This is a genomic window from Streptosporangium sp. NBC_01810, from assembly GCF_035917355.1.
Classification (GTDB): domain Bacteria; phylum Actinomycetota; class Actinomycetes; order Streptosporangiales; family Streptosporangiaceae; genus Streptosporangium.
Genome location: NZ_CP109070.1, coordinates 2,456,098 through 2,482,518, shown reverse-complemented (window position 1 = coordinate 2,482,518; position 26,421 = coordinate 2,456,098). Strand labels below are relative to the sequence as shown.

Annotated in this window: 5 protein-coding genes and 1 pseudogene; 3 read left to right on the top strand and 3 right to left on the bottom strand. The window is 66.6% G+C overall.

Going from position 1 to position 26,421, the window contains the following annotated elements; all coding sequences use genetic code 11:
• Positions 1-13: 13 nt before the first annotated feature.
• Both OIE13_RS11135 and ltrA read right to left on the bottom strand, forming a co-directional pair.
• Positions 14-22,531 (bottom strand): non-ribosomal peptide synthase/polyketide synthase, encoded by a 22,518-nt coding sequence (locus OIE13_RS11135; protein WP_326829958.1) that lies wholly within the window; start codon positions 22,529-22,531, stop codon positions 14-16.
• 399 nt (positions 22,532-22,930) lie between these two features.
• Positions 22,931-24,205, bottom strand: coding sequence for a group II intron reverse transcriptase/maturase (ltrA, locus tag OIE13_RS11130; RefSeq protein WP_326640388.1), 1,275 nt, complete (start codon positions 24,203-24,205; stop codon positions 22,931-22,933).
• 470 nt (positions 24,206-24,675) lie between these two features.
• On the opposite strand from ltrA, the pseudogene OIE13_RS11125 reads away from it, so the two are divergent.
• A pseudogene (locus OIE13_RS11125) lies at positions 24,676-25,011 on the top strand (transposase); the annotation flags it as partial.
• Between the two features lie 120 nt (positions 25,012-25,131).
• On the opposite strand, the gene OIE13_RS11120 reads toward OIE13_RS11125, so the two are convergent.
• Positions 25,132-25,875 (bottom strand): sulfite exporter TauE/SafE family protein, encoded by a 744-nt coding sequence (locus OIE13_RS11120; RefSeq protein ID WP_326640389.1) that lies wholly within the window; start codon positions 25,873-25,875, stop codon positions 25,132-25,134.
• A 79-nt stretch (positions 25,876-25,954) separates the two neighbouring features.
• Between OIE13_RS11120 and OIE13_RS11115 the strand changes: the two genes are divergently transcribed.
• Both OIE13_RS11115 and OIE13_RS11110 read left to right on the top strand, forming a co-directional pair.
• Positions 25,955-26,305: a toxin-antitoxin system YwqK family antitoxin gene (locus OIE13_RS11115; protein ID WP_326640391.1), complete on the top strand. Its 351-nt coding sequence runs from the start codon at positions 25,955-25,957 to the stop codon at positions 26,303-26,305.
• On the top strand, positions 26,302-26,421 hold the full coding sequence (locus OIE13_RS11110) for an NAD(P)-binding protein (RefSeq protein ID WP_326640393.1): 120 nt from the start codon (positions 26,302-26,304) through the stop codon (positions 26,419-26,421). The genes OIE13_RS11115 and OIE13_RS11110 overlap by 4 nt, the downstream gene beginning before the upstream one ends.

Here is a 26,421-nt window from a genome sequence, read left to right as displayed (position 1 = left end):
CAGGATCAGTGCGTCAGGCACGATCGGCCTCCTTTTCCTTCGGGATGATTTCCTTGGCGAGGACTCGGCTGATCTCAGCCAGCGGCTCGGGCTGCAGCATGTCGCCGTGTACGCAGTCAATCCGGTGGTTGTCGACGGTCTCCGCGAACGGCGTCCAATCGCCCGGGGTGTTTTCGCGGCCGGCCACGAAGTGCAACATCCGGCCTCGGACCCTGCCGGGCCGGTGAGCCAGGTTCAGCTCGACGTTCGCACGCCATGCGGCGACCACGTTCATCAACTGTTCCTCTGTCGCCATCCCCGCGGGGTTGTGCTCGTGCCTGAGGATCTCCAGTACCTCGGCCGCCGAAGGCCGCTGCGGCGCCGCATGCCCGAAGAAGGCAAGGATGGCTCGCAGCAGTTCGGTATCGCTGGTCAGCCCCACCTCGCCTGCCTCGGCCACCGGGTGGCTGTCCAGGCTGGCCAGCAACGCGACGGTCTGCCCTGCCTGCTGCAACTGCCGCGCCATCTCATGGGCGACCACACCGCCGAATGACCAGCCCAGCAGGTGGTACGGCCCCTCGGGCTGGACCGTGCGGACCTGCTCCAGATAGTCGGCCGCCATCTGCTCGATGCTTTCCGGTACCCGGTCCGGCTCCAGCATGCCCCGCGCCTGCAGGCCGTACACCGGAAAGTCCGGGCCGAGCTGCGCGGTCAGCGCGATATACGGCCAGGCGACGCAGCCCACCGGGTGCACGCAGAAAATCGGCGTACGACGCCCCGTCACCCGCAATGGCAGCAACACCTCAAACGAGTTGACCGAGCTGACATCCGCGCGCCCGGCCAGGCCCGCCACCGTCGGCGTGTCGAACAGGTCTCGAATGGAAAGTTCGGCGTCGACTGTGTTGCGGATCCTGCTGATCAGCCTCACCGCGAGCAGTGAATGCCCACCCAGATCGAAAAAGTTGTCGTCGATGCTCACGGTGTCGACGTCGAGTACCTCGGCGAACGCGGAACACAGGGCCTCTTCCCGCGGGTTGCGCGGGGCACGGCCCGAAGCCAGGGCCGTGAAGTCCGGCGCCGGCAACGCTTTACGGTCCAGCTTGCCGTTCGGAGTCAGCGGTAGCGCGTCCAGCGTGACATAGACCGAAGGCAGCATGTATTCCGGCAGCAAACCGGTCAGATGCTCCCTCAGCACCGCAGTGTCCAACGTTCCGGCCGCCGGTACCACGTAGGCGACCAGCCGCTGCTCACCGGTGGTCACCACCGTGTTCCGCACACCCTCGGCCGACCGGATCGCGGCCTCGATCTCACCCAGCTCGATCCGATGCCCGCGGATCTTCACCTGGAAATCACGGCGCTCCAGGAACTCCAGCTGCCCATCCGGCCGATACACCACCCGGTCACCGGTCCGATACAACCGCCCCCCACCAAACGGGTCGGCCACGAACACCGCCGCGGTGCGGGCGGCATCGTTCAGATACCCGCGGCCGACACTGGCGCCACCCACATACAACTCACCCGCCACCCCGACCGGAACCGGCTGCAGATCATCACCCAGCACATAAAGCTGGGTGTTACGGATAGGCCGGCCGATCGGCACCCGCAGCCCCGCGACGTCATCCAGGTCACGGATCGCCGCACCCGTCACACCGTCGGAGCACTCGGTCGGAGCGTAGACGTTCATCACCGGGACGTCCGGGAAACGCTGAAGCCACCGGCGGCACAACTCCGCCGGCAGCACCTCACCGGCCGACTCCAGCCACCGCAACCCCAGCTCGGGAACCGGGACACCCGCATCCCACACATCCAGAGCAGCCCGCAGCAGAGAGGGCACCACCTCCAGCACCGTCACACCCGGAATGCCGAACAGCTGTTGCGGATCCATCGCGGTCTCGCGGGAGACCACCCGCACCTGCGCGCCGACGATCAGGGCGGCCAGCATCTGCCACACCGAGATGTCGAACGTCAGCGGCGCGTTCTGCACCACCACATCGGAGGGGTTCAGCCCGAGATCCTCGACCTTGGCCAGCAGATGGTTGACCATCCCGCGCCGGTGCACCATCGCCCCCTTGGGCCGGCCCGTCGACCCCGACGTGTAGATCACATACGCCAGATCCTCCTCGGCCCCCCGCACCGGGGCCAGGTCGCCGTCCGTCGCGTCGTCGAACACCAGCACCCGCACACCACCGGCCCCGACGGCCTCGCGGGCCAGATCCAGATACTCCGGCGCCGCGATCAGCACCCCGATGCCGCTGTCGGCGACCAGACCCGCGGTGCGGGCCACCGGCACGCCCGGATCAAAAGGCACATACGCCCCCCCGGCACCGAGCACCCCCAGCACCGCCGACACAAACCGGACCCCCGGATCACCCAGCAACCCCACCAACACACCCGACGGCAACCTCTTGGCCACCGCGTTCGCCCGACCCACCAGCTCCCGATACGACACCGAACCGGAATCATCCGACACCGCGACACCATCCGGGGCAGCCACAGCCCGCTCACGAACCCGCTCCACCACACCCGCGAAACCACCCTCGACCGCCGACGGATTCCACTCCACCAACAACCGGCGACGCTCCTCCTGCCCGAGCACATCGATCGCACTCAACGACGCATCCGCATCAAACGCCATGCTGATGAGAACGCGGACCAGTTGCTCCGACATCCGCTGAACCGTCGCGTGGTCGAACAGGTCGGTGGCATACGTGACCAGCACACCGATGCTGCCATCACCGTGCTCGGCGAAACCGAAAGTCAGGTCGAAGTCCGAAACCGAGGGGCGGAGCGGGTCGACACCGGCGTCCAGGCCGGCCAGTTCGATCTGTGCGGCCGCGTTGTTCTGCAGCACCATCATCACCTGGAACAACGGCTGCCGCGACTGAGACCGAGCCGGATTGATCACCTCGACCAGCCGCTCGAACGGCACGTCCTGATGCGCGAACGCCGCCAGATCGGCATCCCGCACCCGGCCCAGCAACTCCCGCACCGTCGGATCACCAGACAAGTCGGTACGCAACACCAGCGTGTTGACGAAGAACCCCACAAGATCATCCAGGGCGTCATCGGTCCGACCGGCGACGGGGCTGCCCAGCGGGATGTCGGTGCCCGCACCCAGCTTGCTCAACAACACAGACAGCCCGGCCTGCAACACCATGAACAGGCTGGCGTTGTTCTGCCTGGCCAGGGTATCCAGGTCGGACTTGAGTTCCGGAGTGAGCACGAACTCGAACGCGTCACCCCGGTAACTGGCAACCGCCGGACGCGGCCGATCGGCCGGCAGCGCGATCTCCTCCGGCAGATCCTCCAGCGCCCTGGTCCAGAACCCCAGCTGCTCCGAAATCAGACTCCGCTCGTCATCCTCACTCCCCAGCAGCTCCCGCTGCCACAACGCGTAATCCACATACTGCACCGGCAACGACTTCCACCCCGGCACCATCCCCGAACAACGCGCCTCATAGGCCGCCGCGAAATCACGCGCCAACGGCGCCGTCGACCAGCCGTCACTGGCGATGTGATGGATCACCAACAGCAACACGGACTCGGTCGGACCGAGGATGAACAGCTGAGAGCGGATCGGCAACTCGCCGGTGAGATCGAACCCGGCCAAGCATGCGGTCTCGATCGCGGCCGGGAGGTCCGCCTCGATCACCTCGCTGATCACCAGCTCAGGCCCCTGGCCCTTGATCTCTTGCACCGGCCGGCCGTCGACCTCCGGATACACCGTGCGCAGCACCTCATGCCGCTCCACCACATCGGCCAAGGCAGCGGCCAACGCGTCCCGGTCCAGCTCACCACTCAACCGCAAGGCCACCGGAATGGTGTAGGTCGCCGAGGCCCCTTCGAGCAGATTGAGGAACCACAACCGCCGCTGACCGAACGACAACGGCAACTCGCCCGGCCGCGCTCCGGCCACCAGCACCGGCCGGCTCCGGCCGGCCTCGCCCATCCGCCCGGCCAGACCCGCCACCGTCGGCGCGTCGAACACATCCCGCACCGACAGCTCAACACCCAACACGCCACGGACCCGGCTGGTCAACCTCACCGCGAGCAGTGAATGCCCACCCAGATCGAAGAAGTTGTCGTCGATACCCACCGAGTCGACGCCGAGGACCTCGGCGAACACCGAACACAAGGCCTCTTCCCGCGGGTTGCGCGGGCCACGGCCCGAAGCCAGGGCCGTGAAGTCCGGCGCCGGCAACGCTTTACGATCCAGCTTGCCGTTCGGAGTCAACGGCAAAACGTCCAGGATCACGACCACCGCGGGGACCATGTAGTCCGGCAACAGGGCGGCGACATGCGCCTGAACCGCGCCAGGCTCGACCTGACCCACCACATAGGCGACCAGGCGTTGCCGGTCGGCGGTCACCACCGCGTTCCGCACCCCGTCGGCCGACCGGATCGCGGCCTCGATCTCACCCAGCTCGATCCGATGCCCGCGAATCTTCACCTGGAAGTCACGGCGCTCCAGGAACTCCAACCGGCCGTCCGGCCCATACACCACCCGGTCACCCGTCCGATACAACCGGCCCCCACCAAACGGGCTGGCCACGAACACCGCCGCGGTGCGGGCGGCATCGTTCAGATACCCGCGGCCGACACTGGCGCCACCCACATACAACTCACCCGACACCCCCACCGGAACCGGCTGCAGATCATCACCCAGCACATAAAGCTGGGTGTTACGGATAGGCCGCCCGATCGGAGTACGCGAGCCCGTGGTGTCATCGGCGTGACGGATCACCGCCTGAGTGACGCCGACGGAGCACTCGGTCGGGCCGTAGGCGTTCATCATCGGGACGGCCGGGTAGCGCTGGAGCCACCGATGGCACAACTCCGCCGGCAACGCCTCCCCGGCCACCAGCAGCCACCGCAACCCCAACTCAGGAACCGAGACACCCGCATCCCACACATCCAAAGCAGCCCGCAGCAGAGAGGGCACCATCTCCAGCACCGTCACATCCGAAACGCCGAACAACCGCTCCGGATCCATCGCGGTCTCCCGGGAGACCACCCGCACCCGCCCGCCGACGATCAGAGCGGCCAGCATCTGCCACACCGACATGTCGAACGTCAGCGGCCCGTTCTGCACCACCACATCCGACGAACCCAGCCCGAGATCCTCCACCTTGGCCAGCAGATGATTGACCACCCCCCGCCGAGACACCATCGCCCCCTTGGGCCGGCCCGTCGACCCCGACGTGAACATCACATACGCCAGATCCTCCTCGGCCCCCCGCACCGGGGCCAGGTCGCCGTCCGTCGCGTCGTCGAACACCAGCACCCGCACACCACCGGCCCCGACGGCCTCACGGGCCAGATCCAGATACTCCGGCGCCGCGATCAGCACCCCGATGCCGCTGTCGGCGACCAGACCCGCGGTGCGGGCCACCGGCACGCCCGGATCAAAAGGCACATACGCGCCCCCAGCACCGAGCACCCCCAGCACCGCCGACACAAACCGGACCCCCGGATCGCCCAGCAACCCCACCAGCGCACCCGACGGCAACCTCTTGGCCACCGCGTTCGCCCGACCCACCAGCTCCCGATACGACACCGAACCGGAATCATCGGTGACCGCGACACCATCCGGAGCAGCCACAGCCCGCTCACGGACCCGCTCCACCACACCCGCGAAACCACCCTCGACCGCCGACGAATTCCACTCCACCAACAACCGGCGACGCTCCTCCTGCCCGAGCACATCGATCGCACTCAACGACGCATCCGCATCAAACGCCATGCTGTCGAGAACGCGGACCAGTCGCTCGGACATCCGCTGAACCGTCGGGCGGTCGAACAGGTCGGTGGCATACGTGACCAGCACACCGATGCTGCCATCACCGTGCTCGGCGAAATCGAAATTCAGGTCGAATTTCGTAACCGGAGGGCGGAGCGGGACCACGGCGGCGTCCAGGCCAGTCATCTTGACCTGTGCGGCCGCGTTGTTCTGCAGCACCATCATCACCTGGAACAACGGCTGCCGCGACTGAGACCGAGCCGGATTGAGCACATCGACCAGCCGCTCGAACGGCACGTCCTGATGCGCGAACGCCGCCAGATCGGCATCCCGCACCCGGCCCAGCAACTCCCGAACCGTCGGATCACCAGACAAGTCGGTACGCAACACCAGCGTGTTGACGAAGAACCCGACAAGATCATCGAGGGCGTCATCGGTCCGACCGGCGAACGGGCTGCCCAGCGGGATGTCGGTGCCCGCACCCAGCTTGCTCAACAACGCAGACAACCCGGCCTGCAACACCATGAACAGGCTGGCGTTGTTCTGCCTGGCCAGGGTATCCAGGTCGGACTTGAGTTCCGGAGTGAGCACGAACTCGAACGCGTCACCCCGGTAACTGGCAACCGCCGGACGCGGCCGATCGGCCGGCAGCGCGATCTCCTCCGGCAGGCCCTCCAGCGTCCTGGTCCAGAACGCCAGCTGCCCGGAGATCAGGCTCTGCTCATCATCCTCACCGCCCAGCAGCTCCCGCTGCCACAACGCATAATCCACATACTGCACCGGCAACGGCTTCCACCCCGGCACCATCCCCGAACAGCGCGCCTCATAGGCCGCCGCGAAATCACGCGCCAACGGCGCCGTCGACCAGCCGTCACTGGCGATGTGATGGATCACCAACAGCAACACGGACTCGGTCGGACCGAGGATGAACAGCTGAGAACGGATCGGCAACTCGCCGGTGAGATCGAACCCGGCCGAACACGCGGCCTCGATCGCGCCCGGCAACTCAGCCTCAATCACCGCACTGACCACCAGCTCAGGCCCCTGGCCCTTGATCTCTTGCACCGGCCGGCCGTCGACCTCCGGATACACCGTGCGCAGCACCTCATGCCGCTCCACCACATCGGCCAAGGCAGCGGCCAACGCGTACCGGTCCAGCTCACCACTCAACCGCAAGGCCACCGGAATGGTGTAGGTCGCCGAGGCCCCTTCGAGCACGTTAAGGAACCACAACCGCCGCTGACCGAACGACAACGGCAACTCGCCCGGCCGCGGCCCGGCCACCAGCACCGGCCGGCGCCGACCCTCATCACCCATCCGTCCGACCAGACCCGCCACCGTCGGCGCGTCGAACACATCCCGCACCGACAGCTCAACACCCAACACGCCACGGACCCGGCTGGTCAACCTCACCGCGAGCAGTGAATGCCCACCCAGATCGAAGAAGTTGTCGTCGATACCCACCGAGTCCACATCGAGGACCTCGGCGAACACCGAACACAAGGCCTCCTCCCGCGGGTTGCGCGGGCCACGGCCCGAAGACAGGGTCGTGAAGTCCGGCGCCGGCAACGCTTTACGATCCAGCTTGCCGTTCGAGGTCAGCGGCAAAGCGTCGAGGATCATGACCACCGCGGGGACCATGTAGTCCGGCAGCAAAGTGGTGACGTGTGCCTGGACTGTGCCAGGCTCGACCTGGCCCACCACGTAGGCGACCAGGTGCTGCTCACCGGCGGTGACGACCGCGTTCCGCACCCCGTCGGCCGACCGGATCGCGGCCTCGATCTCACCCAGCTCGATCCGATGCCCGCGAATCTTCACCTGGAAGTCACGGCGCTCCAGGAACTCCAACCGGCCATCCGGCCCATACACCACCCGGTCACCCGTCCGATACAACCGGCCCCCACCAAACGGGCTGGCCACGAACACCGCCGCGGTGCGGGCGGCATCGTTCAGATACCCGCGGCCGACACTGGCGCCACCCACATACAACTCACCCGCCACCCCGACCGGAACCGGCTGCAGATCATCACCCAGCACATAAAGCTGGGTGTTACGGATAGGCCGCCCGATCGGAGTACGCGAGCCCGTGGTGTCATCGGCGTGACGGATCACCGCCTGAGTGACGCCGACGGAGCACTCGGTCGGGCCGTAGGCGTTCATCATCGGGACGGCCGGGTAGCGCTGGAGCCACCGATGGCACAACTCCGCCGGCAACGCCTCCCCGGCCACCAGCAGCCACCGCAACCCCAACTCAGGAACCGAGACACCCGCATCCCACACATCCAAAGCAGCCCGCAGCAGAGAGGGCACCATCTCCAGCACCGTCACATCCGAAACGCCGAACAACCGCTCCGGATCCATCGCGGTCTCCCGGGAGACCACCCGCACCCGCCCGCCGACGATCAGAGCGGCCAGCATCTGCCACACCGACATGTCGAACGTCAGCGGCCCGTTCTGCACCACCACATCCGACGAACCCAGCCCGAGATCCTCCACCTTGGCCAGCAGATGATTGACCACCCCCCGCCGAGACACCATCGCCCCCTTGGGCCGGCCCGTCGACCCCGACGTGAACATCACATACGCCAGATCCTCCTCGGCCCCCCGCACCGGGGCCAGGTCGCCGTCCGTCGCGTCGTCGAACACCAGCACCCGCACACCACCGGCCCCGACGGCCTCACGGGCCAGATCCAGATACTCCGGCGCCGCGATCAGCACCCCGATGCCGCTGTCGGCGACCAGACCCGCGGTGCGGGCCACCGGCACGCCCGGATCAAAAGGCACATACGCGCCCCCAGCACCGAGCACCCCCAGCACCGCCGACACAAACCGGACCCCCGGATCGCCCAGCAACCCCACCAGCGCACCCGACGGCAACCTCTTGGCCACCGCGTTCGCCCGACCCACCAGCTCCCGATACGACACCGAACCGGAATCATCCGACACCGCGACATGATCCGGAGCAGCCACAGCCCGCTCACGGACCCGCTCCACCACACCCGCGAAACCACCCTCGACCGCCGACGAATTCCACTCCACCAACAACCGGCGACGCTCCTCCTGCCCGAGCACATCGATCGCACTCAACGACGCATCCGCATCAAACGCCATGCTGTCGAGAACGCGGACCAGTTGCTCCGACATCCGCTGAACCGTCGGGCGGTCGAACAGGTCGGTGGCATACGTGACCAGCACACCGATGCTGCCATCACCGTGCTCGGCGAAACCGAAAGTCAGGTCGAAGTCCGAAACCGAGGGGCGGAGCGGGTCGACACCGGCGTCCAGGCCGGCCAGTTCGATCCGTGCGGCCGCGTTGTTCTGCAGCACCATCATCACCTGGAACAACGGCTGCCGCGACTGAGACCGAGCCGGATTGATCACCTCGACCAGCCGCTCGAACGGCACGTCCTGATGCGCGAACGCCGCCAGATCGGCATCCCGCACCCGGCCCAGCAACTCCCGCACCGTCGGATCACCAGACAAGTCGGTACGCAACACCAACGTGTTGACGAAGAACCCCACAAGATCATCCAGGGCGTCATCGGTCCGACCCGCCACCGGGCTGCCCAGCGGGATGTCGGTGCCCGCACCCAGCTTGCTCAACAACACAGACAACCCGGCCTGCAACACCATGAACAGGCTCGCGTTGTTCTGCCTGGCCAGCACGCCCAGCCCGGCCGTGAGCTCCGGAGCGAGCACGAACTCAAACGCGTCACCCCGGTAACTGGCGATCGCCGGACGCGGCCGATCGGCCGGCAGCGCGATCTCCTCCGGCAGATCCTCCAGCGCCCTGGTCCAGAACCCCAGCTGCTCCGAAATCAGACTCCGCTCGTCATCCTCACTCCCCAGCAGCTCCCGCTGCCACAACGCATAATCCACATACTGCACCGGCAACGACTTCCACCCCGGCACCATCCCCGAACAACGCGCCTCATAGGCCGCCGCGAAATCCCGCGCCAACGGCGCCATCGACCAGCCGTCACCGGCAATGTGATGCAACACCAACAGCAACACGGACTCGGTCGGACCGAGGATGAACAGCTGAGAACGGATCGGCAACTCGCCGGTGAGATCGAACCCGGCCAAGCATGCGGTCTCGATCGCGGCCGGGAGGTCCGCCTCGATCACCTCGCTGATCACCAGCTCAGGCCCCTGGCCCTTGATCTCTTGCACCGGCCGGCCGTCGACCTCCGGATACACCGTGCGCAGCACCTCGTGCCGCTCCACCACATCGGCCAGGGCAGCGGCCAACGCGTCCCGGTCCAGGCTGCCCCTCAGCCGGAGCAACATCGGAATGGTGTAGGTCGCCGAGGCCCCTTCGAGCACGTTGAGGAACCACAACCGCCGCTGACCGAACGACAACGGCAACTCGCCCGGCCGCGGCCCGGCCACCAGCACCGGCCGGCGCCGACCCTCATCACCCATCCGCCCGGCCAGACCCGCCACCGTCGGCGCGTCGAACACATCCCGCACCGACAGCTCAACACCCAACGCGCCACGGATCCGGCTGGTCAGCCTCACCGCGAGCAGTGAATGCCCACCCAGATCGAAGAAGTTGTCGTCGACGCCCACCGAGTCCACATCGAGGACCTCGGCGAACACCGAACACAGGGCCTCTTCCCGCGGGTTGCGCGGGCCACGGCCCGAAGCCAGGGTCGTGAAGTCCGGCGCCGGCAACGCTTTACGATCCAGCTTGCCGTTCGAGGTCAGCGGCAAAGCGTCGAGGATCATGACCACCGCGGGGACCATGTAGTCCGGCAGCAAAGTGGTGACGTGTGCCTGGACTGTGCCAGGCTCGACCTGGCCCACCACGTAGGCGACCAGGTGCTGCTCACCGGCGGTGACGACCGCGTTCCGCACCCCGTCGGCCGACCGGATCACGGTTTCGATCTCACCCAGCTCGATCCGATGCCCGCGGATCTTCACCTGGAAATCGCGGCGCTCCAGGAACTCCAACCGGCCGTCCGGCCCATACACCACCCGGTCACCCGTCCGATACAACCGGCCCCCACCGAACGGGCTGGCCACGAACACCGCCGCGGTGCGGGCGGCATCGTTCAGATACCCGCGGCCGACACTGGCGCCACCCACATACAACTCACCCGCCACCCCCACCGGAACCGGCTGCAGATCATCACCCAGCACATACACCTGGGTGTTACGGATAGGCCGGCCGATCGGGGTACGCAGCCCCGCGACGTCATCCAGGTCACGGATCGCCGCACCCGTCACACCGTCGGAGCACTCGGTCGGAGCGTAGACGTTCATCACCGGGACCGCCGGGAAACGCTGAAGCCACCGGCGGCACAACTCCGCCGGCAGCACCTCACCGGCCGACTCCAGCCACCGCAACCCCAACTCGGGAACCGGGACACCCGCATCCCACACATCCAGAGCAGCCCGCAGCAGAGAGGGCACCATCTCCAGCACCGTCACACCCGAGATGCCGAACAGCTGTTGCGGATCCATCGCGGTCTCGCGGGAGACCACCCGCACCTGCGCGCCGACGATCAGGGCGGCCAGCATCTGCCACACCGAGATGTCGAACGTCAGCGGCGCGTTCTGCACCACCACATCGGAGGGGTTCAGCCCGAGATCCTCGACCTTGGCCAGCAGATGGTTGACCATCCCGCGCCGGTGCACCATCGCCCCCTTGGGCCGGCCCGTCGACCCCGAGGTGAACATCACATACGCCAGATCATCCTCAGCCCCGCGCGCCGGGGCCAGATCATCGTCCACCGCGTCGTCGAACACCAGCACCCGCACGCCACCGGCCCCGACGGCCTCGCGGGCCAGATCCAGATACTCCGGCGCCGCGATCAGCACCCCGATGCCGCTGTCGGCGACCAGGGCCGCTATGCGGGCCACCGGCGCGCCCGGGTCGAACGGCACATACGCACCCCCAGCACCGAGCACCCCCAGCACCGCCGACACAAACCGGACACCCGGGCCGCCCAGCAACCCCACCAACGCACCCGCCGGCAACCTCTTGGCCACCGCGTTCGCCCGACCCACCAGCTCCCGATACGACACCGACCCCGCATCATCGGTGACCGCGACACCATCCGGAGCAGCCACAGCCCGCTCACGAACCCGCTCCACCACACCCGCGAAACCACCCTCGACCGCCGGCGGATTCCACTCCACCAACAACCGGCGACGCTCCTCCTGCCCGAGCACATCGATCGCACTCAACGACGCATCCGCATCAAACGCCATGCTGTCGAGAACGCGGACCAGTCGCTCGGACATCCGCTGAACCGTCGGGCGGTCGAACAGGTCGGTGGCATACGTGACCAGCACACCGATGCTGCCATCACCGTGCTCGGTGAAATCGAAATTCAGGTCGAAGTCCGTAACCGAGGGGCGGAGCGGGTCGACACCGGCGTCCAGGCCGGCCAGTTCGATCCGTGCGGCCGCGTTGTTCTGCAGCACCATCATCACCTGGAACAGCGGGTGCCGCGACCTGGACCGGGCCGGGTTGAGCACATCGACCAGCCGCTCGAACGGCACGTCCTGATGCGCGAACGCCGCCAGATCGGCATCTCGCACCCGGCCCAGCAACTCCCGAACCGTCGGATCACCGGACAAGTCGGTACGCAACACCAACGTGTTGACGAAGAACCCGACAAGATCATCCAGGGCGTCATCGGTCCGACCCGCCACCGGGCTGCCCAGCGGGATGTCGGTGCCCGCACCCAGCTTGCTCAACAACGCAGACAACCCGGCCTGCAACACCATGAACAGGCTCGCGTTGTTCTCCCTGGCCAGCACGCCCAGCCCGGACGTGAGCTCCGGAGCGAGCACGAACTCAAACGCGTCACCCCGGTAACTGGCAACCGCCGGACGCGGCCGATCGGCCGGCAGCGCGATCTCCTCCGGCAGATCCTCCAGCGCCCTGGTCCAGAACCCCAGCTGCTCCGAAATCAGACTCCGCTCGTCATCCTCACTCCCCAGCAGCTCCCGCTGCCACAACGCATAATCCACATACTGCACCGGCAACGACTTCCACCCCGGCACCATCCCCGAACAACGCGCCTCATAGGCCGCCGCGAAATCCCGCGCCAACGGCGCCATCGACCAGCCGTCACCGGCGATGTGATGCAACACCAACAGCAACACGGACTCGGTCGGACCGAGGATGAACAGCTGAGAACGGATCGGCAACTCGCCGGTGAGATCGAACCCGGCCAAGCATGCGGCCTCGATCGCGCCCGGCAACTCAGCCTCGATCACCGCACTGACCACCAGCTCAGGCCCCTGGCCCTTGATCTCTTGCACCGGCCGGCCGTCGACCTCCGGATACACCGTGCGCAGCACCTCGTGCCGCTCCACCACATCGGCCAGGGCAGCGGCCAAGGCGTCCCGGTCCAGGCTGCCCCTCAGCCGGAGCAACATCGGAATGGTGTAGGTCGCCGAGGCCCCTTCGAGCACGTTAAGGAACCACAACCGCCGCTGACCGAACGACAACGGCAACTCGCCCGGCCGCGGCCCGGCCACCAGCACCGGCCGACGCCGACCCTCATCACCCATCCGTCCGACCAGACCCGCCACCGTCGGCGCGTCGAACACATCCCGCACCGACAGCTCAACACCCAACGCGCCACGGATCCGGCTGGTCAACCTCACCGCGAGCAGTGAATGCCCACCCAGATCGAAGAAGTTGTCGTCGACGCCCACCGAGTCCACATCGAGGACCTCGGCGAACACCGAACACAGGGCCTCTTCCCGCGGGTTGCGCGGGCCACGGCCCGAAGCCAGGGTCGTGAAGTCCGGCGCCGGCAACGCTTTACGATCCAGCTTGCCGTTCGAGGTCAGCGGCAAAACGTCGAGGATCATGACCACCGCGGGGACCATGTAGTCCGGCAGCAAAGTGGTGACGTGTGCCTGGACTGTGCCAGGCTCGACCTGGCCCACCACGTAGGCGACCAGGTGCTGCTCACCGGCGGTGACGACCGCGTTCCGCACCCCGTCGGCCGACCGGATCGCGGCCTCGATCTCACCCAGCTCGATCCGATGCCCGCGAATCTTCACCTGGAAGTCACGGCGCTCCAGGAACTCCAACCGGCCATCCGGCCCATACACCACCCGGTCACCCGTCCGATACAACCGGCCCCCACCAAACGGGCTGGCCACGAACACCGCCGCGGTGCGGGCGGCATCGTTCAGATACCCGCGGCCGACACTGGCGCCACCCACATACAACTCACCCGCCACCCCCACCGGAACCGGCTGCAGATCATCACCCAGCACATAAAGCTGGGTGTTACGGATAGGCCGCCCGATCGGAGTACGCGAGCCCGTGGTGTCATCGGCGTGACGGATCACCGCCTGAGTGACGCCGACGGAGCACTCGGTCGGGCCGTAGGCGTTCATCATCGGGACGGCCGGGTAGCGCTGGAGCCACCGATGGCACAACTCCGCCGGCAACGCCTCCCCGGCCACCAGCAGCCACCGCAACCCCAACTCAGGAACCGAGACACCCGCATCCCACACATCCAAAGCAGCCCGCAACAAGGACGGCACCATCTCCAGCACCGTCACACCCGAAACGCCGAACAACCGCTCCGGATCCATCGCCGTCTCCCGGGAGACCACCCGCACCCGCCCGCCCACGATCAGAGCGGCCAGCATCTGCCACACCGACATGTCGAACGTCAGCGGCCCGTTCTGCACCACCACATCCGACGAACCCAGCCCGAGATCCTCCACCTTGGCCAGCAGATGATTGACCACCCCCCGCCGAGACACCATCGCCCCCTTGGGCCGGCCCGTCGACCCCGACGTGAACATCACATACGCCAGATCCTCCTCGGCCCCCCGCACCGGGGCCAGGTCGCCGTCCGTCGCGTCGTCGAACACCAGCACCCGCACACCACCGGCCCCGACGGCCTCACGGGCCAGATCCAGATACTCCGGCGCCGCGATCAGCACCCCGATGCCGCTGTCGGCGACCAGACCCGCGGTGCGGGCCACCGGCACGCCCGGATCAAAAGGCACATACGCGCCCCCAGCACCGAGCACCCCCAGCACCGCCGACACAAACCGGACCCCCGGATCGCCCAGCAACCCCACCAGCGCACCCGACGGCAACCTCTTGGCCACCGCGTTCGCCCGACCCACCAGCTCCCGATACGACACCGAACCGGAATCATCGGTGACCGCGACATGATCCGGAGCAGCCACAGCCCGCTCACGGACCCGCTCCACCACACCCGCGAAACCACCCTCGACCGCCGACGAATTCCACTCCACCAACAACCGGCGACGCTCCTCCTGCCCGAGCACATCGATCGCACTCAACGACGCATCCGCATCAAACGCCATGCTGTCGAGAACGCGGACCAGTCGCTCGGACATCCGCTGAACCGTCGGGCGGTCGAACAGGTCGGTGGCATACGTGACCAGCACACCGATGCTGCCATCACCGTGCTCGGCGAAACCGAAAGTCAGGTCGAAGTCCGAAACCGAGGGGCGGAGCGGGTCGACACCGGCGTCCAGGCCGGCCAGTTCGATCCGTGCGGCCGCGTTGTTCTGCAGCACCATCATCACCTGGAACAACGGCTGCCGCGACTGAGACCGAGCCGGATTGATCACCTCGACCAGCCGCTCGAACGGCACGTCCTGATGCGCGAACGCCGCCAGATCGGCATCTCGCACCCGGCCCAGCAACTCCCGCACCGTCGGATCACCAGACAAGTCGGTACGCAACACCAACGTGTTGACGAAGAACCCGACAAGATCATCCAGGGCGTCATCGGTCCGACCCGCCACCGGGCTGCCCAGCGGGATGTCGGTGCCCGCACCCAGCTTGCTCAACAACGCAGACAACCCGGCCTGCAACACCATGAACAGGCTCGCGTTGTTCTCCCTGGCCAGCACGCCCAGCCCGGCCGTGAGCTCCGGAGCGAGCACGAACTCAAACGCGTCACCCCGGTAACTGGCAACCGCCGGACGCGGCCGATCGGCCGGCAGCGCGATCTCCTCCGGCAGATCCTCCAGCGCCCTGGTCCAGAACCCCAGCTGCTCCGAAATCAGACTCCGCTCGTCATCCTCACTCCCCAGCAGCTCCCGCTGCCACAACGCATAATCCACATACTGCACCGGCAACGACTTCCACCCCGGCACCATCCCCGAACAACGCGCCTCATAGGCCGCCGCGAAATCCCGCGCCAACGGCGCCATCGACCAGCCGTCACCGGCAATGTGATGCAACACCAACAGCAACACGGACTCGGTCGGACCGAGGATGAACAGCTGAGAACGGATCGGCAACTCGCCGGTGAGATCGAACCCGGCCAAGCATGCGGTCTCGATCGCGGCCGGGAGGTCCGCCTCGATCACCTCGCTGATCACCAGCTCAGGCCCCTGGCCCTTGATCTCTTGCACCGGCCGGCCGTCGACCTCCGGATACACCGTGCGCAGCACCTCGTGCCGCTCCACCACATCGGCCAGGGCAGCGGCCAACGCGTCCCGGTCCAGGCTGCCCCTCAGCCGGAGCAACATCGGAATGGTGTAGGTCGCCGAGGCCCCTTCGAGCACGTTGAGGAACCACAACCGCCGCTGACCGAACGACAACGGCAACTCACCCGGCCGCGGCCCGGCCACCAGCACCGGCCGGCGCCGACCCTCATCACCCATCCGCCCGGCCAGACCCGCCACCGTCGGCGCGTCGAACACATCCCGCACCGACAGCTCAACACCCAACGCGCCACGGATCCGGCTGATCAACCTCACCGCGAGCAGTGAATGCCCACCCAGATCGAAGAAGCTGTCGTCGATACCCACCGAGTCCACATCGAGGACCTCGGCGAACACCGAACACAGGGCCTCCTCCCGCGGGTTGCGCGGGCCACGGCCCGAAGCCGGGGTCGTGAAGTCCGGCGCCGGCAACGCTTTGCGGTCCAGCTTGCCGTTCGACGACAAGGGCAGCTCATCCAGCGTGACATAGACCGCAGGCAGCATGTATTCCGGCAGCAAACCGGTCAGATACTCCCTCAACACAGCAGTATCCAACGGCCCGGCCGCCGGTACCACGTAGGCGACCAGGTGCTGCTCGCCGGCGGTGACGACCGCGTTCCGCACCCCGTCGGCCGACCGGATCGCGGTCTCGATCTCACCGAGCTCGATCCGATGCCCGCGGATCTTCACCTGGAAATCACGGCGCTCCAGGAACTCCAACTGCCCATCCGGCCGATACACCACCCGGTCACCGGTCCGATACAACCGGCCCCCACCAAACGGGCTGGCCACGAACACCGCCGCAGTCCGGGCCGAGTCGTTCAGATACCCGCGGCCGACACCCACACCGCCCACATACAACTCACCCGGCACCCCCACCGGAACCGGCTGCAGATCATCACCCAGCACATAGACCTGGGTGTTGCGAACAGGCCGACCGATCGGGGTACGCAACCCCGCAACCTCATCAAGGCTACGGATCACCGCACCCGTCACACCGTCGGAACACTCGGTCGGGGCATAAACGTTCATCACCGGCACAGCCGGGTAACGCTGAAGCCAGCGGCGGCACAGCTCCGCCGGCAGCGCCTCCCCGGCTGACTCCAGCCACCGCAACCCCAGCTCGGGAACCGGGACACCCGCATCCCACACATCCAGAGCGGCCCGTAGCAGGGAGGGCACCACCTCCAGCACGGTCACACCCGAGATGCCGAACAGCTGTTGCGGGTTCATGGCGGTCTCCCGGGAGACCACCCGCACCTGCGCGCCCACGATCAGAGCGGCCAGCATCTGCCACACCGAGATGTCGAACGTCAACGGCGCGTTCTGCACCACCACATCCGACGAATCCAGCCCGAGATCCTCCACCTTGGCCAGCAGATGATTGACCATCCCCCGCCGGTGCACCATCGCCCCCTTGGGCCGGCCCGTCGACCCCGACGTGAACATCACATACGCCAGGTCGTCCCCAACCCCCCGCACCGGGGCCAGATCGCCGTCCGTCGCGTCGTCGAACACCAGCACCCGCACACCACCGGCCCCGACGGCCTCGCGGGCCAGATCCAGATACTCCGGTGCGGCGATCAGCACCCCGATGCCGCTGTCGGCGACCAGACCCGCGGTGCGGGCCACCGGCACGCCCGGATCAAAGGGCACATACGCCCCCCCGGCGCCGAGCACGCCCAGCACCGCCGACACATACCGGACCCCCGGATCGCCCAGCAACCCCACCAACGCACCCGCCGGCAACCTCTTGGCCACCGCGTTCGCCCGACCCACCAGCTCCCGATACGACACCGAGCCGGAATCATCGGTGACCGCGACATGATCCGGAGCAGCCACAGCCCGCTCACGAACCCGCTCCACCACACCCGCGAAACCACCCTCGACCGCAGGCGGATTCCACTCCACCAACAACCGGCGACGCTCCTCCTGCCCGAGCACATCGATCGCACTCAACGGCGCGTCCACGCCAGATGCCATGCCGTCGAGAACGCGGACCAGTTGCTCCGACATCCGCTGAACCGTCGGGCGGTCGAACAGGTCGGTGGCATACGTGACCAGCACACCGACACTGCCATCACCGTGCTCGGTGAATTCGACGAACAAGTCGTCGTCAATGGCCGGGCTGATGAGCGGTTCGGTGCTCACCTCCAGGCCGGCCAGTTCGATCCGTGCGGCCGCGTTGTTCTGCAGCGCCATCATCACCTGGAACAACGGGTGCCGCGACCTGGACCGGGCCGGGTTGAGCACATCGACCAGCCGCTCGAACGGCACATCCTGATGCGCGAACGCCGCCAGATCGGCATCTCGCACCCGGCCCAGCAACTCCCGCACCGTCGGATCACCGGACAAGTCGGTACGCAACACCAGCGTGTTGACAAAGAACCCGACAAGATCATCGAGGGCGTCATCGGTCCGGCCCGCCACCGGGCTGCCCAGCGGGACGTCCGTGCCCGCACCCAGCTTGCTCAACAACACCGACAACCCGGCCTGCAACACCATGAACAGGCTCGCGTTGTTCTGCCTGGCCAGCACGCCCAGCCCGGCCGTGAGTTCCGGAGCGAGCACGAACTCAAACGCGTCACCCCGGTAGCTGGCGATCGCCGGACGCGGCCGATCGGCCGGCAGCGCGATCTCCTCCGGCAGATCCTCCAGCGCCCTGGTCCAGAACCCCAGCTGCTCCGAAATCAGACTCCGCTCGTCATCCTCACTCCCCAGCAGCTCCCGCTGCCACAACGCGTAATCCACATACTGCACCGGCAACGGCTTCCACCCCGGCACCATCCCCGAACAGCGTGCCTCATAGGCCGCCGCGAAATCCCGCGCCAACGGCGCCATCGACCAGCCGTCACCGGCAATGTGATGGATCACCAACAGCAACACGGACTCGGTCGGACCGAGGATGAACAGCTGAGAACGGATCGGCAACTCGCCGGTGAGATCGAACCCGGCCAAGCATGCGGTCTCGATCGCGGCCGGGAGGTCCGCCTCGATCACCTCGCTGATCACCAGCTCAGGCCCCTGGCCCTTGATCTCTTGCACCGGCCGGCCGTCGACCTCCGGATACACCGTGCGCAGCACCTCATGCCGCTCCACCACATCGGCCAGGGCAGCGGCCAATGCGTCCCGGTCCAGCTCACCACTCAACCGCAAGGCCACCGGAATGGTGTAGGTCGCCGAGGCCCCTTCGAGCACGTTGAGGAACCACAACCGCCGCTGGCCGAACGACAACGGCAACTCACCCGGCCGCGGCCCGGCCACCAGCACCGGCCGGCTCCGGCCCTCATCACCCATCCGCCCGGCCAGACCCGCCACCGTCGGCGCGTCGAACACATCCCGGACCGACAGCTCAACACCCAACGCGCCACGGACCCGGCTGATCAGCCTCACCGCGAGCAGTGAATGCCCACCCAGATCGAAGAAACTGTCGTCAATACCCACCGAGTCCACATCGAGGACCTCGGCGAACAAGGCACACAACACTTCCTCACGCGGATCACGCGGCCCACGCCCCTCAGCGGTGGCCGTGAAGTCCGGCGCTGGCAACGCTTTACGATCCAGCTTGCCGTTCGAGGTCAGCGGCAAAGCGTCGAGAATCACGGCCACCGCGGGGACCATGTAATCCGGCAACAGGGCGGCGACATGTGCCTGGAGTGCGCCGGGCTCGACCTGGCCCACCACATAGGCGACCAGGCGCTGCCGATCGGCGGTGACCACCGCGTTCCGCACCCCGTCGGCCGACCGGATCACGGTCTCGATCTCACCCAGCTCGATCCGGTGTCCACGAATCTTCACCTGGAAATCACGACGCTCCAGGAACTCCAACTGCCCATCCGGCCGATACACCACCCGGTCACCCGTCCGATACAACCGGCCCCCACCAAACGGATCGGCCACGAACACCGCCGCCGTACGAGCCGAGTCGTTCAGGTATCCGCGGCCGACACCCACACCCCCCACATACAACTCACCCGACACCCCCACCGGAACCGGCTGCAGATCATCACCGAGCACATAGAGCTGGGTGTTGCGGACAGGCCGCCCGATCGGAGTACGCGAGCCCGCAACCTCACCGGGGTTACGGATCACCGCATGAGTGACATCATCGGAGCACTCGGTCGGGCCATAGGCGTTCATCACCGGGACGTCCGGGTAACTCTGGAGCCAGCGGCGGCACAACTCCGCCGGCAGCGCCTCCCCGGTGACCAGCAGCCACCGCAACCCCGGCTCAGCCACCGTCACTTTGGTATCCAGGGCGGCCCGCAGCAGGGAGGGCACCACCTCCAGCACCGTCACACCCGGAATGCCGAACAACCGTTGCGGATCCATCGCGGTCTCGCGGGAGACCACCCGCACCTGCGCGCCGACGATCAGGGCGGCCAGCATCTGCCACACCGAGATGTCGAACGTCAGCGGCGCGTTCTGCACCACCACATCGGAGGGGTTCAGCCCGAGATCCTCGACCTTGGCCAGCAGATGGTTGACCATCCCGCGCCGGTGCACCATCGCCCCCTTGGGCCGGCCCGTCGACCCCGACGTGAACATCACATACGCCAGGTCGTCCTCACCCCCCAGCGGCGGGGCCAGATCACCGTCCACCGCATCGTCGAACACCAGCACCCGCACACCACCGGCCCCGACGGCCTCGCGGGCCAGATCCAGATACTCCGGCGCGACGATCAGCACCTCAACACCGCTGTCGGCGACCAGGGCCGCGGTGCGGGCCACCGGCGCACCCGGATCGAAGGGCACATACGCCCCCCCGGCGCCGAGCACCCCCAGCACCGCCGACACATACCGGACCCCCGGATCGCCCAGCAACCCCACCAGCACACCCGCCGGCAACCTCTTGGCCACCGCGTTCGCCCGACCCACCAGCTCCCGATACGACACCGAGCCGGAATCATCGGTGACCGCGACATGATCCGGAGCAGCCACAGCCCGCTCACGAACCCGCTCCACCACACCCGCGAAACCACCCTCGACCGCCGACGAATTCCACTCCACCAACAACCGGCGACGCTCCTCCTGCCCGAGCACATCGATCGCACTCAACGGCTGGTCCGCGGGCGCAGCGGTAAAGGTGTCCAGGAACGCGGTGAAACGCGCGAGATGCGCCTCCACATCCGCCACGTCATACAGGTCGGTGTTCGCATTCATCTCTACGCGCAGGCCGCCGTCCTCACTGTCGTGCATAAGAATCGTGAGATCGTCACTGGGCGCGGTTGTCAGGTCGAACACCTTCACCGTCGCGGTGCCGAAGCTCATCCGGCCGAAAATATTCGCCACGTTAACCTCGGGACCAACCGGACGACGGTCCTCGGGTGAAAGTCCCATCATCTGCCGGATCTGCCGAGTCCGGAAACGCTGATGACGCACAACGAGACCCACCTCCCGCGACGCGTGCGCCAGCACATCACCCCGGCCCATCCCCGGCCGAACAGCCAACACCAACGGCACCAAATTCGCACGCATACCAGGAGTCGCCTTGGCGACAGCCGACGTACGCGCGGTCACCGGCAACGACAACACCACATCACCAACCCCGGTAACCCGCTGCACATAACACGCCGTCGCCGCGATCAGATACGTCGGCCACGCGACACGATGCCCCCACGCCACCGCCCGCATCCGCTCCGCAACCCCCACCCCCAAAGTCACACCACGACGCACGAAGGTGCGCACCGCGGTGATCGGCCGGCTCGACATGCTCGTCAACTCCACCGGCCCCGCGAACCTCCCCGCCCAAAACCCGCGATCCTTCTCGAACCGCGCCGATTCCCGGTAGGCCAGCTCCTCCTCGATCAAACCCGCCAACGGCGGAAACACACCATCCCCGTACGACCGGCCCTCCTGAACCGCGGTATAAATCCCCGCCACACGAGCGACAAACAAAGCCTCACTAAAACCATCCCACAACAAATGATGAGCACGCTGATACAACACCGCACGATCCGGGCCAACCCTCAGCAACGCGAACCGGAACAACACCGGCGCATCCAATGCCACCACAGTCCCGGCATCAGCCCGCATCCACCCCAGCGCCGCCCCATCAGGATCAACCTCGCCCGTGAAATCAACGACCGAGAACTCCCAATCCTCACAAGGAACCACCGTCTGCCGCACTTCATCACCAACAATGCCGAACCGGACCCGCAGGCACTCCGCCTCCCTCACGGCCATCCGCACAGCCCGCTCCAACAGCGCTACATCAAGCTCACCCTCAATAACGTAATACTCCGCGATATTCCAGATCGGATTATCAGGATCAAGCTGCTGGGCAAACCAAACCTCCAGCTGGGCAGCCGACAACGGCAAACTAGAACCTGAACCCTGCAGCTCATTCATCTTCCACAAGCTCCTCGACACACTGGGACTCATCGAACTGGACCCGCCGCTCGCTGACACCAAGACCAGGGATCATGCGCCGACCGGGCAGGAATAACCGTGCGCCCTGTAGGTTGAGACTTGCTCACCAAGGCGCACCATATCCGGCCTTTTCTAAGGAAATCACTAGCAAACACACCGGATTGGTTCACCGGAACCTGGTCGTGTTCACATGATGTTCATTTGGCAAGGCGGCATGTGCTTATTACGGCGGAAGTGGGCCACGAAGGCCAGTGGTTTCCTTTAATTCTTGCCACCGGTCAACTTCAGGCCGCCTCTGACGGTCGGGTGGCCGGAGGGAATCTCACCCTCCGGCTCCCACAGATCCGGACGTAAGCCTCTCGACTTATCCGGCTCCTGTCATCCAGCTCGCGCCGCTGCTGATCTCCTGAGCGCATTCCGCTTCCAGTGCGCGAAGAGCCCCGGATAAGATCTCATGATCTTCTTCAGGGTCTCCCACGCCCGACGTGGAGAGCGCCGCGGGTGCTTGTACTTCCGTCGGGCCCACCGAACGAGATACTGATCGATGTGAGACAGCACATGAGCAGCCTCCGACGGGCGAAAGCGCCCGAAGTAGGCGGCCCACGGCCCGGCCTTGACGTTGATCAACTTGGCGATGTCCTTGAAGCTCAGGTCGCTGCGCAGGTGAAATCGCATCCGGCGTAGTTCCTGCCGGATCGCTTTAGCACTGCTACCGCTGATGGCCGGAGAGAAGGTCGTGAACAGCGCTCCACCCTTCTGAATGGCCATCCGCGGCTTGAAGGTGTACCCCAGGAAGTCGAACGACACGGTGTCGTGCCTGCCGTAGCGTCCAGTCTGCTTGCAGTACACAATGCGGGTCTTGTCCGGGTGCAGCTGCAACCCGCCACACTCCGCCAGTCGCCAGGCGATCGCCTCTTTCACCCTGCAGGCCTGCTGCTCGCTCACACAATGCACGATCACGTCATCGACGAACCGCTCGAACGGCACAGCCGGAAATTCTCTGGCCATCCAGGCATCGAAGACGTAATGCATGAACAGGTTGGCGATCAGCGGGGAGATCGACGCGCCCTGGGGGCTGCCCCGATCCCGCGCGGCAAGCGTTCGGTCCGGCATCGACAGCGGGGCCTTCAGCCACCGCTCGACATACAGCAGGATCCACGCCTCGGCGGTGTGGGCAGCGATCGCCTTGAGGATCAGATCGTGATCGAGATTGTCGAAGAAACCCGCGATGTCCAGATCAATCGCCCAGGGGTACCGGAAGCAGCGCTCCCGGCAGGTGGCCACCGCATCCAGCGGCGACCTGCCTGGCCGATACCCGTAGGAGTCTTGGTGAAATATCGGTTCCACCAACGGCTCCAGATAGGCGACCGCCACCGTCTGCGCGATGCGATCTGCAACGCACGGCACTCCAAGAATCCTCGATCCCGAGCCGCTCTTCTTGGGGATCTCCACCATCCGCACCGGGGCCGGGAAGTAACTCCCCGACGACATCCGGTTCCACAGTTTGTACAGGTTGTCCTTGCGGCCCTGTTCGAACTGCTCGACCGTCACGCCATCGACCCCGGCCGCCCCCTTCTTACTCCTGACCTTCTCAAACGCCGTCACGAACACCTGCTTGGAGATGTCGTACGGCTTCGAGCCTGGCTCGTTCATCCGGCTCCTCCCGAGAACTTCGGTTGACCATCAGACAAACCTGAATGACCCGTCCCCTTCGCTCCACGCCCATTACGGCGCTTCACCGCTACTACGAGACGGTCCGCCCCTGTGCCCGGCCACCGGTACTCAGCCCCTTGCAAGCTCATCGCTCCTTGGGGTTCTCCCTCTCGCCCCGACCGGCCGCCGGGGACACTTTCACGGGCGACAGGTTCCCGCGTTCCATGCCAGAGCCCAGATCAAGCTCGCGCCATCTCCATGCCGGACGCCGCCCGAGCGGTAGACAGGTATCCCCCGGGCTTGTCCCGAAGGCAAGAGCAGCCCCCGGTTTCGACGTCGTCTGTTTCTTTCGACACTTCAGCGATGGTTCGCTCGCGCTCGCCTTCTTGATCCCTACCTGACGCGGTCCCGCCGCGCCGTTTCCGCATCGCTCACCACCCCGGCTCTTAACCGACGCAGCATGCGGTGGTTTGGGGCCTCCTCCTGCAAGGCGATCCCGGAGGGCCTACCTCCATCTCCAGCACAGTTACACACAGCCACGAACGTCCGAGACCGCCGCATCGCGCAACAGTATTGGCTGGCAGCGCTTTCTGGCCCTGCTGGAGAAGAGCAACCCAACCGGCACGATTGCGGTGATCACCGACAATCTCTCCAGCCACAACAGCATCTCCACCCGTCAATGGCTCACTGAGCATCCACGGATCCAGCAGGTGTTCATCCCCAAAGGCGCCTGCTGGCTCAACCTGCAAGAAGCCTGGTGGCGCATCTTCCGCCGCCAGGCCCTGGCCGAGCAGACCTTCGCCGACCCCGACGAGATCACCTACGCCACCGCCGTGGCGACCACCAGGCGCGGCACTGCGCCTTTCGACGGTGACCGGCTTCCAGGACAGCTCCCGAACTCTGGATGCTCGTACGACGAGGACAGCTCACGTGTAGGCGTCGACGCCGAGTTTGAGCGCGACGAGCAGGCCGCAGGCGGCGGTGCCGAGGCGGAGGGCACGGCCGGGCAGGAGGCGGGCGATCACCGGGCCAAGCCGGCCACCCAGCAGGAAGCCCAGGGCGAGGGGCACCGCCGCCGCCCACTCCACCGGCCCGAAGAGGGCGAAGCCGATCGCCGCCACTCCGTTGGCCAGGGCGGAGACGACATTCTTCAGGGCGTTGATCCTGACGGGTGGCTGGTCGAGCATGGCCGAGAGCACCGCGAACATGAGGACCCCACCGGCGGCCCCGAAGTAGCCGATGTAGATCGCGACGGTGAACATGGCGGCGCGCGCCTTCCACCCGTCCTCGCCGCCGTACCCCGTCATCGTGTTCGGCAGACGGAGCAGCAGCAGCGAGGCGAACGCGATCAGCCAGGGCGCGATCACCTCGAACGTGTCGGAGGGGGTCGCCAGCAGCAACCCGGCCCCCACCGCCCCGCCGAGCAGGGTCATCGTGCCGAGTCGCAGGACCCTCGCGCCCTGTCCGACCAGTTCCGGCCGCGACCCGAACGCCGCGCCCACCCCGTTGAAGGTCAGCGCGACCGTGTTCGTCACGTTCGCGGTCACCGGCGGCAGGCCGAACGCCAGCAGCACCGGGTAGGAGATGATCGAGGCCAGGCTCACCACCGTTCCGACCACCCCGGCCAGCACCCCGGCTCCGAACAACCCCAGCACCTCAGCGACGTTCACGGAGGGACAGCCAATCACACGGCACCGCCCTGGTCCCAAACGCCATCTTCCTCCACATGATCGCTTCTACGCTGTCGGCATGGCGGAGGAGCACTTCAAGGACGGAACCCTGTTGGGCAGGGGTGACTACTCGGACGGTCAGCGAAGTGGACCGTGGACGTTCTACTTCCGGAACGGCCGACTGAAGGCTGAGGGAGCCTACCAGGCCGGACAGCTCGTCGGTGAGTGGGTCTGGCACCGCGAGGGCGGCGGCCTGCTGCAGCGGGGTGCCTTCGTGGACGGCCTGCAGCACGGCCCGTGGCGCCGCCGGCACGACAACGGCAACCTGCTGGACGAGGGCACGTACAACGCCGGCAAGAAGACCGGCGAATGGGTCACCTACGACAAGAACGGCAAGGAAACGAAGCGGACGATGCACCGCTGGAGGTGACGGTGATCGGGGGCGGTGCCGGGGGCATGGTCTGCGCCCTGCTGCCGGCCCGCAGGGGGCATCGGGTGCGCCTGTACGAGCGGCCTCCCACCTCGGCGGCAAACTCGCTCCGCTGA

Coding starts and splice junctions, on each gene's coding strand:
- ltrA (WP_326640388.1), bottom strand. CDS start 24,205: ATGAACGAGCCAGGCTCGAAGCCGTACGACATCTCCAAGCAGGTGTTC.
- OIE13_RS11115 (WP_326640391.1), top strand. CDS start 25,955: ATGGCGGAGGAGCACTTCAAGGACGGAACCCTGTTGGGCAGGGGTGAC.
- OIE13_RS11135 (WP_326829958.1), bottom strand. CDS start 22,531: ATGAATGAGCTGCAGGGTTCAGGTTCTAGTTTGCCGTTGTCGGCTGCC.